The following is a 15030-nucleotide window of genomic DNA, read 5'->3' as shown; positions in this document are numbered from 1 at the left end:
CTTACGGATGAAATTCAAAAAAATGGTTCGCTAACCTATGACTTACATCTATTTTCAGCGAACCAAAAAAATTCCCACAAAGTCTTGACTGACTCAATTGGATATTGTGTATTGATCTGTTCGCGATATCCTAGTAAAAAAGCTTTTACCGAAAAATTACGGAACCTTGCTGCTTACAGAACTTTTAACACATCATATATAATTTCACATGTCTGATATAATTATTTCAGTCACTGCTGACATCCCTTCATTACCTTCCATTAAACAAGTTGCCTAACTCGGAGTATGGTATTGAAGGGATGCTGGCAAGTGGTTTTTTATATCATATATGGCCGTTTAATGACAGTGATACATTTCAGACACCAGACCAGTTTCGTGTTAACCCGGGATCTGAAGGAAACTACCCGGCGCAACGTTCTGTAAAAAGGGGCTCGGTTCGCCTACACTGTAAAGCTGCAAGTAATGCATAGCCCGGGTGCAGGCGGTGTAGAACAATCTGCGCAGGCTCTCAACGCCGTATACGTGCGATGAAGCGTTATAAATGATGACGGCGTCGAATTCGATGCCCTTCGCCAAATACGCCGGTATAACGACAACACCTTGTTCATATTCGGTAGAGCCGCTCTTCACAAGTTTTATATCTTCAACTCTTTTCAGTGCTTCGTATGCGGCGGTGCTTTCCGCAGCAGATTTACATATAATCGCGATCGTATTATATCCCCGTTTCCGCAAGTCCGCGACTTTGGAAGCAATACAGCGGTGCAGTTCAGCTTGATCGGACACTCTCGTCAACACAGGCTTATCGCCGTCGCGTTCAAAAGCAGTGATCCGTTCGCCATCGGGTACGAGTCCGCGCGTAAATTCAATGATCTGTCTTGTGGATCTGTAACTGCGGGTCAAGGTGATCGAATCCGTTTTATCCGGTCCGTATAGGCTGGTAAGCGTGTGGAAATCGACTGTTTCACTGGCATGAGCGAATATCGCTTGGTTAAAGTCGCCGAGCACAGTCATCCTCGCCGAAGGGAACAAACGCTTCAAAAATTCGAATTGAAACGGAGAATAATCTTGCGCTTCGTCTACAAGCACGTGTTTGATCGAGACGTTCGTCTGAAAGCCTTGAATCAGCTCTTTCAAAAATAAATACGGAGTTGCATCTTCGTAAAACAGTTTGCCTTCGTCTAGCGTTTTTACAGTCAATCGGCAAATATCCTCCCACTCCTCGGGTGTTTCCCCTTCCATCCACTGTTTGACCCGCGTTGGATCGACGAAAAGCTGCTTGTATACTCCCTTCATGTCGATGAAACGAAGCGTTCGGATCCGTTTGCGCAACGGTTTCAGCTTCTTGCGAACGATCAATTGGCCCAGCGCTTCGATCTCGTTCTCATAGTTGTTCAACGTTTCTGCTTTAAAGCCGTGTTTTTTCCGTAAGAGAGTATGAGCTTTATGATAATCCTCGTTGCTAAGCAGCTCGATTTCTTCCTGCACCCATGGCTTAGTCCGTTCAAGCTTCTCCGCTTCATCGATTTGCTTGTTTAGCCAATCTGCCAGCTTTTCAAGTCTGCTGTGAAAACGGAGCGAGGTGTCGCTGCTATAAAACCTTTCTGTGATTTGTTTGGCGGTGATGATCGGTTTTCCTCTAAATAGAATATCTTTGAATAGCATGCCGGATAATTCCAGCGACTTACAGTATGTTTTAATCGTCTCGAAGAAACGGGTTGATGCCTTGAATCGGATGCTCGCAGTTCTAGTCCGGTATAAAGAGTCATCCGCTTCAGTCAACATATATTCCAATTGCTCGTATGGATCCTCGATTTGAAATTCTTTGCTCAGCCGATATTCCAAATATTCCTGAAAGGTGACCTGCTGCATATTCTCTTCGCCTAGTTCGGGCAGCACATTGGATACGTAGCTGTTAAACATCGAATTAGGTGAAAATAAAATGATTTGATCGGCTCTCAGCTTATCCCGATACTTGTAGAGCAAGTAAGCGATCCGCTGCAGGGCAGCCGATGTCTTGCCGCTGCCGGCGGGTCCTTGCACGATGAGCAGCCGCCCGCGATCATGACGGATGATCTGGTTTTGTTCCCGTTGAATGGTGGCCACGATGTTGTGCATATTTTTGTCTGTCACTCTGCCAAGCACCTGCTGTAAAATGTCGTCTCCAATGGTGAGACTCGTATCGAACATCGACTTGATAACGCCGCCGCGGATGATATATTGCCACTTTTTCTCCAGCATGCCGCGGACTGTGCCTCCAGGAGTAGTATATTCGGCCGGGCCGGGCGCGTAATCGTAGTAGACACTCGAGACCGGCGCCCTCCAGTCGTAGATCAGTATGTTCTCTCCGCTTGTATCCGTGAGCGTGGAGATACCGATATAGATTCGTTCAGCAGCTGAAGTCCCTTCCTCAATGAAATCGATTCGACCGAAATAAGGCACCTCCTGCATGCGGCGCAGGGTGGACAACCTCTTGAAGGCTTGTCTGTGGGTGCTTTGGCTCACGGACAGGTTCTGCGCCTGTTGTCTCAAGGCGATGATCGTCTCAAGATAATCGTCGAACGTATCAGTATTCACCTTGACGTCATCCCAAAAATGTTTGCGGAAATCAATCACTTCTTTTCGACGCTGGGAGGTTTCGTTTTCCAGCATGCCGATTTGCTCCACAATGATCGCCATTATGCTGTCCAATCGTTCTTGCTCCTGCCGAAGTTCTGTATTCATATTAAGCACTCCTTTAAAAAATAAAAATGGGGATTGACTGAAGAGGATTTATGTTTTATAATTATAATAGGGATACTATTTTTATAATTTAAACAAAATGTGTTTCTTTACTAATTTATCATAGTTTCTCAATTTTTTCAATGTATTTAACGCTGTCGTCGATATTATAAACAAGTTGAAATTGTATGTGATGAAGATAAAAAGTTACTGTAAGGCCATTAATTAAAGTATTTCTCATGCATGGAAGAGAACCGATGGTTTTCTTTTAGACCGTCTAATAAAGTTTGCAAAATCGTGTTATAATTGAATAAGTTTGTATATATAAACAGTCTAACTAAATTAGTTAGGCTGTTTTTTTTGTTTTGTAAAAATTCTTAAATAACTATGAAAGAAGGAATTTGGAATATGTATAAAGTTGATTACAAAGATTATCCTTTAAAGAAGTTGGAAACAAAATTTAATAAAAAATCAATTATTGTCCATTTCCGAGTAGCATGCGAATTTTATCGGATAAATCATATAAGCGGATAAATCGACTATATAAAAGGATGTGACATCCTTGAATACAGGTGAAACTAATGGGGAGACATATTCCAAAGTTGATACTGTAACTAAAACGAAAGCTGGATCTTATCGTGAAAGAGTAGAGGGAAAGAAACAATAATTTTTAGACAAGCCCATTGTGCTTGTCCATTTTAAATGCGAGGGAGATTTTATGACCGAGCTGCTTGAAATTTTTGTGATTTTTAGTTTTGCCTGCATGTTTCATTTAATTTAACAATACGGCTGCTATTAATGAAAAAATACAAAATTCAAATAAAAACTGAATGGTTTCGTTTGGCGATACTATCGTATACAATTTTTTAATATATTTAGTTTGGCTGAAACCAACGGTCACTCTTGATCAATTGTATTTAAATGTAATTCCTTTTAAAACGTTAAGTCAATATATATCCGACATGTTGTATGGTACTTTGCCTTTTTCAATTGCGGTGACGAATTTATTAGGAAATATACTTCTTACCTCTCCCATCGGATTGTTCTTGTCGAGAAAAAATATGAAAAATATTAAAGTGATCTATTTATAGGTATACCTGTCTTGGTAGAACTGGTTCAGTTGCTGCTTTATCTGTTCAAAATTGGTACTAGGACAGTAGATAAAGATGATGTTCTCTTAAATATGCTCGGTATCATGGTAGGCTGTTACTGTTCAAGAATGGTTTTAAGCAAAAAATACGGATTCTTCGTCACTTTTTGTGAAATGACATAATATACATTCCGGAACATTTTCCTCAACACTTCAGCTTCATGTACGTATTCTCATGTATGTATACATATTGACGGACTGCACCTGTAGAAAATTCAACTCCATACTTGCGTTATTGCCGCTTTACGGCCTGAACTCATCAGAGTGATTTTATGTCTCAGAAATTAAACTGTACGCAATCAGGTGATGGAAGATTATACACGGACTTTGATGATGCCTCTGCTGTTCTTGCGTTTCCTAAACGCTGCGAAAACCGCTTGAGACTTACCGAGCGTGTGGAACAACTCATTGAAGAGATTCGTATTTTTCCAAACCGTGAGTCCATCCTGGTGATTGGGCTGTCTTTCGAGAAATCGATGAACAACCTAACATGACTGAATACTAAGAGCGGCGCAAAAGCACTGGAACATATCAGAGTTACTCAAGATAATGGCAAATAAGCTACGCTTAGAGCTGCAGTGAGTGAACAAGGGAAAACGTTTAGGAAAGCCTGAGCTCTCGCAGCAGGTTCAGCCGATAAAGGGCTTAAATTTTCTTTTAACGAGAAAGCGAAGAAATAACAGTTAAAAAGAAAAGTAGAAGCCATGACCCAAAAAGTCACGGCTTCTGAACTAGTTATTTGTGTTTAGATCTGTTTGCGGCAGCATCTAAAGTTCCTTCAGGGAAACTAGGAGTTACTTGTGTAGCTGTAGTTTGAAATTGTTGAACTTGTAATAATTTCACAGTAAGATCTAAGACGATTTTTTCGCGCAATGTTTTAAACTGGCCTTCAGGTCCTACTTTAACTGGTGAGAAATCAAGTTCATAGAAGTTTGCGGCTATTAATTCACCGTATGGTTGTTCATTATATTTGACGAGATTTTGGAAGAAATATTTATCCAAACGAGGAACAAGGTCATTTTTCTCATTTAAGAAGAGAGCTTTGCTTTGATCAGAAATTCCTATTATTGGGAAAAGAAGGAAATCTCCGGTTGGAGCAGCGTCTGCAAGTTCTGTAAAACCAGAGAACGGAACGTCTGCAATTCTGTCTTGAAGTGCTCCATTGCAGTCTCTGGAAGCATATTCAATATCTTTGCGAATAAATCCTGATACAAATAATTTCGCTCTAGTTACTCTAAAATAGTCCGTTGTACCAATACGTGTAAATCTAACAGGTACTAGTTTCGCTTGTTCCAAAAATACGTTTTTTGTCACTCTCTTAATTTCAGTTGCTGGCGGATCAAGTGGAATATCTGCCTCTACTACAACTTGAATAGTTTTTTCTGCTAATACAACAGGAGTTTTAAGAGTTACAGTAACATCTGGTGTAAGAACTAAATCGGTATTTTCATTTGATAATGGTACTTGTTCTGTCGATTTTACTGGGCAAGCTGGGATTTGATGATCGTCTTTACTCATGAAAAAATCCACTCCTTAATTTTTTTTTTGAGTTTTCCAAACTCTGCATTAATACAATATGCAGCATTCATTTTTAAGTTTGGGCTTTTCACATAATCATTTTTCTCATTTTTAAATCAAAGAGTGGATTTCGTATACATTCGATGATCTCTAGATTCCATTGCTAGCATAACTGACTCGAACTTGTTGTACTTGTAATAAATGAACGATTAAATCCAATATAATTTTTTGGTGCAATTGACGATAGTAAGGTACTGATTCATTTTGTTTGGAACCTTCATTTCCGTTGTCTGCGGCAGTGTACTCAATATTTTGTGATATATATCCTTTTATAAATAAATTTCCTTTCAGTGCTGTACATGTTCCATTATCTAATGATGGGGAGAATTGAGTAGGTACGAATTTACAATTTGTTAGTACGACCTCTTTAGAGATTTCTTTAACGCCCAAAATCTCTTCTTCAAATACAACATCTTCTTCTAAAATTATTTCCATTTTGTATTCCCCTGCTACAACTGGAACTCTAATTTGTATAAAGTCATGAGATGTACAAGTTTTGTTATCTGTTTCGCTTGTTTTCGCAGCTTTTGAGTCATGCAGGGGAACTGCAATAGATTGATAATGATTGTTTTTATTATTCTTACTATAACTGGAAACAGTGTCAGTTAAAGAGATCATTTCATGAATTTTAGAGCAAACTAAACGGCAATCAGGCTGTTCAGGATAATAAGTTGTAGTATTGAGTAATTTTGTGTTTAATTGAGGAGTTTGTTTATTGTTTAAGTCAAGAAATTCAGCTGAATTTTGAACTATACTGCTAAAGATAGGAGAATGAAGAAAGTCATCTATTTCTACAAAAGTCGAAAATGGTCTTTTTATAGTCATCGAACATGTTTTTCCATATTTGATAGATTCATCTGCATTATCAAAATTAATAGCTTTTTGATCATTCGTTCCATCCGATTCGGATGAAGGATGAACAGGCTCAAAAACAGAATCGGTCGGAGATTTTTTATTTATCTCCTGTTCAGCATGAGAAACCTCATCCGTTTTCACAGTATGCTCAACATCAGCTGAGGAAATTTGTTCAGGAACGACACCATCCGACGAATGATCCGGCTCAACTTTATGGTCAATAAAATTGGTTTCATGGATATTTTCTTGATCATTTATTTCATCCGGGCCGGATGAAGCAGGAACAGGTTCAAAAACTGAATCGGTTAGAGCATGATCCTTTATATCCTGTTCAAGACCAGCAGCATGAGGAGTTTCATCCATTTTCGAAGCACGAACAACATCTGTTGTAGGAACTTGTTCAGAGTCGGCAATATCCAATGGACGAGTTAGTTCGACTGTATGGTTAATAAAATTGATCTTAAAGACATCTTGATCGTTCATTTCATCCGAACTGGATGAAGCATGGGCAGGTTCAAATGCTGAATCTGCTGGATGATCCTTTTTATCCTGTTCAAGATCAGCATGAGAAGCCACATCCGTTTTCACAGCATGTTCATCAACAGCTGAAGGGGATTGTTCAGGATCAGCTCCATCTGATAAATGAACCGGCTCAACTGTATTGTTAATAAGATGGATTTTAAAGATATCTTGATTATTTATTTCACCCGAATTGGGTGAATCATGGGCAGATTCAAAAACGGAATCGGTTGGAGGATGATCCTTTGTCTCCTGTTCAAGACCAGCATGGAAATACTCATCCGTATTCACAGCATACTCATCAACAGCTGGAGGAGATTGTTCAGGAACGGCATCGTCCGATGATGAATGAACTGGCTCGACTGTATAGTCAATAGGATTGGTTTCACTGATATTCTCTTGATCATTTATTTTATCTGAGCTGGATGAGTCATGGGCAAATTCAAAAACGGAATTGGTAGTAGATTGATTATTTGTCTCCTGTTCAAGATCAGCATGGGAATACTCATCCGTATTCACAGCATACTCATCAACAGCTGAAGAAACTTGTTCAGGAACGGCATTGTCCGATGAATGAACTGGCTCAACTGTATAGTCAATAGGATTGGTTTCACTGATATTCTCTTGATCATTTATTTTATCTGAGTTGGATGAATCATGGGCAAATTCAAAAACGGAATCGGTTGGAGGATGATCCTTTGTCTCCTGTTCAAGACCAGCGTGGGAATACTCATCCGTATTCACAGCATACTCATCAACAGCTGGAGGAGATTGTTCAGGAACGGCATCGTCCGATGATGAATGAACTGGCTCGACTGTATAGTCAATAGGATTGATTTCACGGATATCCTTATGATTGTTTATTTCATCCGAGCTGGATAGAGCATGAACTAGCTCAAAACCCGAATTGGTTGAAGGTTGATCATTCGTCTCCTGTTCATCAAGACCAGTTAGAGAAATCTGCTTAATATGAGAAGACTCATCCGTATTCACAGCATGCTCATCAACAGCTGGAAAAACTTGTTTAAGATTGTTTTCATCCAATAAATGAGCAAGCTCGACTGAATAATCAAAAGAATTGGTTTCAAAGTGACCCTCTTGATCATTTATTTCATTCGAGCTGGATGCAAAGGTATACACAAGTTCAAAAACTGAATCCATTGAATCTTGATCGTATTTCTCATGATGTTCAAAATCAGTTAAAGAAATACGCCTAACATGAGAAAAACCATCCATTTTCAAAGTATGATCATTACTAGCGAAGAGAACTAGTTCAGAATTGGTTCTATTCGATGATGAATGAGCGGGCCAGACTGAATGATCAATAGGATCAGTATCAAAGTCATCCTCTTGATCATTTATTTCATCCGAATTGGATGAAGTATGAACAGGCTCAAGAACCGAATCGGTTGGAGGCTGATCCTTTGTCTCATGGTCAGGGCTAGGTAGAGAAATCTGCTTAATATCATGGGAAGAACAATCCGTTTTCAAATCATGATCAGCATTAGCTAAAGGCATTAGTTCAGAATCGTTTCCATCCGATGATGAATGAGCTCTATCGACTGAATGATCAATAGGATCAGTATCAAAGCCATCTTCTTGATCATTTATTTCATCCGAATTGGATGAAGGATGAACAGGCTCAAGAACCGAATCGGCTGAGGGATGATCCTTTGTCTCATGGTCAGGGCTAGGTAGAGAAATCTGCTTAATATCATGGGAAGAACAATCCGTTTTCAAATCATGATCAGCATTAGTTAAAGGCATTAGTTCAGAATCGTTTCCATCCGATGATGAATGAGCTCTATCGACTGAATGATCAATAAGATCAGTATCAAAGTCATCCTCTTGATCATTTATTTCATCCGAATTGGATGAAGGATGAACAGGCTCAAGAACCGAATCGGCTGAGGGGTACTCCTTTGTCTCATGGCTAGGGCTAGGTAGAGAAATCTGCTTAATATGGGAATCATCCGTTTTTAAAGTGTGGTCATCAGTTGAGGAAACGTGTTCAGGATCAGTCGTTCTATTCGATGGTTGAGTAGGACCACAGATGCTGCCTGTATGATTTCCTTTAGACATATTATACTTTTTGTATAAATTCATCAGTTTGGAAACATTATTTTTATTTTTGTTTAGTTTGGTCACCTTTTTTATACCGTAATTTTCATGTGAATCATCTGCTTCTGCTGTATCAATGCGATTTGGCACAATATCTGATTTGTGACTATCATCATCTTCTTCTGTATGCTGAAAATTGGGACATACAGATTTTTTTTGAACTCTTGAAGATTTAAAAATGTTCATTTGTTTAGAACGTATTTGCTGCATCCTCTCATGGTGAATCCATGGAGTTTTCATGACACCTCACTCCCAAATTAACGAATTTTTACTGTATTTATTTATGCTTTATTTCCCGCATTTGTCCCTGTACAATTCAGGAAATTTCAAAAATAAGCTCTATGTAGCATTTTTCTCAAATCAGATGATTTGCCGGCTGGGTGTTTCATCGTTGGAAGAATCTTGAGCTTTCTGACGTTGTGCTTTCTTGATTCCTCCATTCGTTCGCTTCATGAATGATTTCCAAGCCTGATTGTTTGCGGAAATGAGGCATCAGAGAGGGATTAAACGGTTGACCTTCTTGAAACTCTGGAAAACCAAAGAAGTATCGTCGATAGTGGCGGTTTTTACATTTTTAAAAAGGGCAATTATGAAGTTGATTCAGTGACATAAAAATTTCCCATAATGGAAAATTTGACATGTTGTATACAAATGTATACAATAATAATCGTATACATTTGTATATAGAAAGGAGTGCACAAATGAGAGATAAATTCGGTAAAGGGTTCGGTCCGAACGAGAAATTTTCACACGAAGGGCAACACCATCCAAAAGAGGGGGGATACCGCAGAAAAAAGCATCATCACGGTGCAAAAACATTCCGTCGTGGGAGAGCTATTGAGTTTTTAAACAGGCTGAATGTAAAACGTGCGACATTAAAACAGCAGCTGGCTGCACCAGAACTGCAATCGATTAACCAAGTTTTGGTTGGAGAGCTGAAAGCCATTGAAATGGTGATCAACGAATTCACCCAACTGTTTGAAATTCACGAAGAAGAAATTGAGCAATACGACAGCCTGACAGATGGGAAAGACAAATCCGGAGAAGAGTCAGCAACTGAGGATGAAGAAACACAGTCTGATCAATAAAAAATGGGAGAAAAAATATGTTTGTACAATTAAGAAAAATTACGGTGACAGAAGGAACGCAGAGAAAGTGGTTGAACAATTCAGCAAACCGGGAATCATTGAACAGCAGGAAGGGTTTGTTGACATTAAAATTATGGTGAAAAAACAAAGGGATGGGAAGGAGAAGTCATTGTCCTTCACCTGGGAATCAGAAGAACATTGGAAGCGGTGGAAAAAAAGCGATGCGCATATTGCCGCTCGCAGAGAAAAGCGCAACCATCCGAAACCAGAATACATGCTTAATGTTGAAGTAGGCATGTACGAAGTAAAAGCAGTAAAAGAAAGAAACGTGAAACAAGCAGAATGAATCATCTGTGTGAAGCGCCGTCACAATTAGAATAAAAGGGCGAACATTCGGGGATAGGAAGAAGCAGAGACCATGGAATGATCAATCGCTAATTCTTTCGCCACCGTTTTGTAGCCCATGTCCTCTTTCAAATATAAATCCACAACGTTACATCATAGGTTTTTCGTATTTTCCCCATAGAAAAAGCTCCTCTATAATAGTCAGATGAATGGGCTTTCTTTTTTCTGTCTACTATGAGGGGATCGTATCAAATGAAGTGATTCTTTATAACTATTGTTTTTTTAGCAACTGTAATTGACTGAGCGAAAGTACAAAATAATTCCCATCTGTTTAGGAATTTCCTATTTGCCGTTAGTTCCCATCGTATTTAACGACCGGCCATTTTTCCTTCCGCAGTGCATTCATCAGTTCCGGACCTGCATGCAGGTTGTTCTCTACCAGCTCCCGAGGAGTCAGCGCCATCCATTGGTTCAGTGACACATCGGCGAAACGGTCGCTTTTGAATATCTCCAGAAACCACAGACTTTGGTCACCAGTGTTTTGAATGTAATGTCCAAAAGCGAACGGTACGTATCCTACATCACCAGCCCGGAAATTGAAGGTTCGAGCCTTGCCGTTTGCTGCAAATACCGTCATACGCGCTGTGCCCGTGAGGTAATACTGCCATTCGTCGTTATTCGGTTGCCAATGCATTTCCCTCATTCCGCCCGGCTTGACTTCTACCAGCGCGGCTGCAACCGTAGTTGAAATGGGAAAGTTAGTGGAATCGACTATGCGCACCGTCCCGCCCGGGGTAACGATTGGCTTCTGTGCAAGCAGCCGGTGAGTGAAGCTCTTTGGAACAGTACCGTAAGGATCCGGCACTTTTTGACTTTCCAGAGGGCCGGGCACCTTCGATTGAAAAATATATCGCTGTTCCGTCGGAATATGAGCGAAGGCACTTTCCGGTACACCGAAATTCGCCGCTAGCACGTCCTTCGGTGTGTGTGCGAACCAATCGGAGATGGAGAAGGTATCGAGGTCGGAAAAGTTGCCATCGTCGAAGACAAGCAGAAACTCACAGCCTTCCTCCAACCCTTGAATCGAGTGGGGAATACCTGGGGGAAAGTACCATAAATCGCCTGGACCGACATCGGCTATAAAATTCCTCCCGTTCTGGTCGACCGCTGTGATTCGTGCCCGGCCCAAGATCATGTAGGACCACTCCGCTTGCTTATGCCAATGCAACTCTCGAACACCGCCCGGCGTCAGACGCATGTTCACCCCCGCAAGCGTGGTCGAGATCGGCAGCTGACGAACTGTTACTTCCCGTGACCAGCCGCCGTGATTTAACTGCATATTAGTGTCGGAGAAAGAAAACTTCAAGTTGGGGATTGTTCCGGCATCGGTAGCCGGCGGAACGAACATATCGGGGTTTTCAAGGTCCCGCATGACGTCACGCGGACCGAAATCGGTCGCACCGGCACCATCGTCCCTTATCGGCTGCGGCACATTTCCATACGCTGGATGATTCCGAGTTGGATTATCCATGAAATACGCTCCTTTTCTTTGGATCATACAGTAAGCATTCTCTATTGGATTGTATGATGGTTTTGATATGTGTATGTCTGGCGGTGTTTATTAAAAATTTAAAACATATCATGTCAATCACGGTTTTACGGCAAGTGAGGCTTCCGATAAACAAATATGCCGTATACAGTAGAAAGGAAATTTTATTTGGTGGGATTTAATTAAGAACACTGCGAAAGTGAATGGAGAGAAAAAGATTCAAGATCTATAAATGAATGGTTTAAAGAGGAAAATGATAATTCAAAAAAATATTCGTAAGGTTGATAGTATTCGAAAAGCGTTTTGTAAACAGGATTCAGGATAGAGCCAGTGGGATTAAATTTACAATATTAGTGAAAATATAAAGGTAGAGGCTCGACTTGATAAGACATTTTTTCAACTATTAAAGCTATTAAGAGAAAAGCATAAAGGCATTGCGATAGCGCTTCCTAGTACAGCTTGCCAAGTATTAATAAACTTTTGCGGGATTCCATTTTGATCCTTTTAAAGTAAATGCTTCTGATTCCCATTGAATATATTCCTAATCCTAACAAGAACATCAAGGTTTTATGCTTCGTCAATTTGATAAAACAAATTTAAAGCGCTAAAGTGAAAAGTATGGTAAACTTTATTATCATTAAAATGTAATAGGGTGTTTGATTCAATTGGAAATTAAACAATTGAAGTGTTTTCTTGAGGTTACACGTACCGGCAATTTTACCACTGCATCTGAGAACCTGTTCATTACGCAGCCTGCTCTCAGTAGAATTATCAAATCATTGGAGGATGAAATTGGAGCACCGCTTTTCATACGTACTAGAAAAAAGCTGATATTGACGGATGCAGGCCGTATTTTAAAAAAACATGCTTTAAAAATTGAAAATCAGTTGCAGCAATTGGATGCAGAACTAGATAAAATGTTTATGCAAAGAAAACGACAAATTCGCATCGGGCTACCTACGATTACGAATTCCATTTTCTTCTCAAAATTGATTGCATCGTTTCATGAAGAATATCCAGAGGTGATTTTCCTACTAGAAGAGGATGGTTCCAAACCAGTTGAAGAGAAGGTTCTCAATAATTTATTGGATTTTGGGGTCGTTGTTCTTTCTGAGGAAAATGAAAATCTTGACAGTATTATATTTGTGAATGAGAAATTAAAACTAGTTGTCTCTTCGTCTCATCGTCTGGCGGGAAAACAAGAAGTGTCTTTGCAGGAGCTAAAAAAAGAGGACTTTATTATGTTCGACCGGGATTTTGTGCTAAGAAATCTTGTCATCAATTCTTGTAAAGAAGCCGGTTTTCAACCGAAAATTATTTCGGAAACATCACAACTGGAGTTTATTCAAGAATTGGTTGCCTACAATATAGGTATTACTTTGCTGCCTGAAAGTACGTGTATAGAACTAACAGATGATTTTAAAACGATCACCGTCACTAATCCGGAAATCGAATGGAATCTGGCAATGATTTGGAGAAAGGATGCAAGCTTATCACAGATTGCGCAGGAATTTATACGATTTGCAAAAGAAAAGCTGTCGACGGCTAATCCCGGCCAGGATTCTAAATCCGATTGAGTCAACTATAAGAAGGCTTCCTTTTATGAAAGGAAGCTTTTTTTACTTGAAGCAGAAACAAGAAAAAAGTGTCTTTTTTGTGTGGAGCCGTCTCTTGTACTTAAGCAGGGGCTAGGAAGGATTCATATGAATATCATGTTTCATATGTTCGTGGAAGCGGCCGCTATCTTTTCATGAAGAATAGATAGAGGTTCTAGATGTCCGTTGCTTTCCTGCATCTACAAACGATTTTCATAGATAGCTTGAAGAAAGACGGATGTTTCCAACGGTTAGGGACCGTCTGGGACTTGCTCTCGTTGTGCGAATGCGAGACAGTGGTCCGACCGTCCATAAACAATACGAGCTCTATATGGTGTAAACATTTTTTTCAATAGTCAATCACTATTCGTTGTAAAAGAGGTAAAAACAATGTATATTTAATTGAGAATGATAATCATTTCCTGAGTTCTAGGAGAGGTGGAAATAGATGAAACATGACGAATTATACGATGTGACGATTATTGGCGGCGGACCAGCGGGGTTGTATGCGGCATTTTATAGCGGATTGCGGGAAATGAAAACAAAGCTGATTGAGTATCAGCCGCAATTGGGCGGCAAGCTTCATGTTTACCCGGAGAAAATGATTTGGGATGTTGGAGGACATGCACCGATTACAGGAGAGCAATTAATTAAGCAGCTTGTCAAGCAAGGATTAACATTTAATCCTACAGTGGTTCTAAATGAAAAGATTGAATCGATGAAACGAAAGGAAGATGGCACTTTTATATTGCAGACCGCTTCTGGACGGCAGCATTTTTCCAAGACGGTCATTGTCGCAGTGGGAAGCGGTATATTGAAGCCGCAAAAACTGGAGATCGAGGGTGCAGAAAAGTTTGAGGTGGCTAATCTGCATTATACAGTGAAATCGTTAAAGCTCTTCAAAAATAAAACGGTCATCATTTCAGGAGGAGGCAATGCGGCTATTGATTGGGCGAATGAATTAGTGCCGATTGCTAAAAAAGTGTATTTGACGTATCGAGGGGAGATGTTAAAAGGTCATGAATCGCAGGTGACTCAGCTTCTAAACAGCTCGGCTACTTGTTATTTTCATACCTCGATTACCAAATTGATTGCCAGCGAGGACCATGAACGGATTGAACGAGTCGAGCTAACAAACCGTGAAACAGGAGAGATCACCTATTTATCGATTGATGAAGTAATTGTGAATCATGGCTATGAGCGCGATTCCTCCTTGCTGGAAAAAAGCGAGCTGAATATTCAAATGATTGACAATCACTACATTGCGGGCAACGCCCATAGCGAATCTTCTGTACCGGGACTTTATGCAGCGGGGGATATTCTAAAATACGATGGGAAATTGCATTTGATTGCGGGGGCCTTTCAGGATGCCGCAAATGCGGTAAATAGCGCTAAACAATTTATTGAACCTAAGGCTGATAAATTTGGCATGGTATCATCCCATAACGAAATCTTTAAAGAACTCAACCGAGAATTGATAAAGCAAATGATGAAATAAAAGTTTATTTGGAA

8 protein-coding genes and 1 pseudogene are annotated in these 15030 nt (G+C 40.0%); 5 read left to right on the top strand and 4 right to left on the bottom strand.

Annotation, left to right across the window (positions count from 1 at the left end):
* Positions 1-378 precede the first annotated feature (378 nt).
* Positions 379-2721, bottom strand: coding sequence for an RNA polymerase recycling motor HelD (gene helD / locus FB379_RS15140; protein WP_144598306.1), 2343 nt, complete (start codon positions 2719-2721; stop codon positions 379-381).
* Between the two features lie 1473 nt (positions 2722-4194).
* On the opposite strand from helD, the pseudogene FB379_RS19315 reads away from it, so the two are divergent.
* Positions 4195-4317, top strand: a pseudogene (locus FB379_RS19315) (IS256 family transposase); the annotation flags it as partial.
* A gap of 286 nt (positions 4318-4603) precedes the next feature.
* On the opposite strand, the gene FB379_RS15130 reads toward FB379_RS19315, so the two are convergent.
* Both FB379_RS15130 and FB379_RS15125 read right to left on the bottom strand, forming a co-directional pair.
* Positions 4604-5386, bottom strand: coding sequence for a CsxC family protein (locus tag FB379_RS15130; RefSeq protein ID WP_063388272.1), 783 nt, complete (start codon positions 5384-5386; stop codon positions 4604-4606).
* A 150-nt stretch (positions 5387-5536) separates the two neighbouring features.
* Positions 5537-9181: a BC_2427 family protein gene (locus FB379_RS15125; protein WP_144598305.1), complete on the bottom strand. Its 3645-nt coding sequence runs from the start codon at positions 9179-9181 to the stop codon at positions 5537-5539.
* A gap of 461 nt (positions 9182-9642) precedes the next feature.
* On the opposite strand from FB379_RS15125, the gene FB379_RS15120 reads away from it, so the two are divergent.
* Both FB379_RS15120 and FB379_RS15115 read left to right on the top strand, forming a co-directional pair.
* Positions 9643-10029 (top strand): hypothetical protein, encoded by a 387-nt coding sequence (locus FB379_RS15120; RefSeq protein ID WP_117016906.1) that lies wholly within the window; start codon positions 9643-9645, stop codon positions 10027-10029.
* On the top strand, positions 10004-10375 hold the full coding sequence (locus FB379_RS15115) for an antibiotic biosynthesis monooxygenase family protein (RefSeq protein ID WP_412674451.1): 372 nt from the start codon (positions 10004-10006) through the stop codon (positions 10373-10375). Before FB379_RS15120 ends, FB379_RS15115 begins: the two co-directional genes overlap by 26 nt.
* 351 nt (positions 10376-10726) lie before the next feature.
* Here the strand turns inward: FB379_RS15115 and FB379_RS15105 are convergent, their stop codons facing one another.
* Positions 10727-11905 carry an oxalate decarboxylase family bicupin gene (locus tag FB379_RS15105; protein ID WP_117016905.1) on the bottom strand — a complete coding sequence of 393 codons (1179 nt, stop codon included), beginning with the start codon at positions 11903-11905 and terminating at the stop codon, positions 10727-10729.
* Positions 11906-12588: 683 nt separating this feature from the next.
* Between FB379_RS15105 and FB379_RS15100 the strand changes: the two genes are divergently transcribed.
* A complete protein-coding gene (locus FB379_RS15100) occupies positions 12589-13500 on the top strand; it encodes a LysR family transcriptional regulator (RefSeq protein WP_066251505.1) in 912 nt (303 codons plus the stop codon).
* Positions 13501-13966: 466 nt separating this feature from the next.
* Complete coding sequence (locus FB379_RS15095) at positions 13967-15016, top strand: NAD(P)/FAD-dependent oxidoreductase (RefSeq protein ID WP_144598304.1); 1050 nt, start codon at positions 13967-13969, stop codon at positions 15014-15016.
* The last annotated feature ends 14 nt before the right edge of the window (positions 15017-15030 follow it).

The sequence above is a fragment of the Aeribacillus composti genome, from assembly GCF_007827555.1.
Classification (GTDB): Bacteria; Bacillota; Bacilli; order Bacillales; family Aeribacillaceae; genus Aeribacillus; species Aeribacillus composti.
This window is presented reverse-complemented; position numbering and strand designations above follow the sequence as displayed.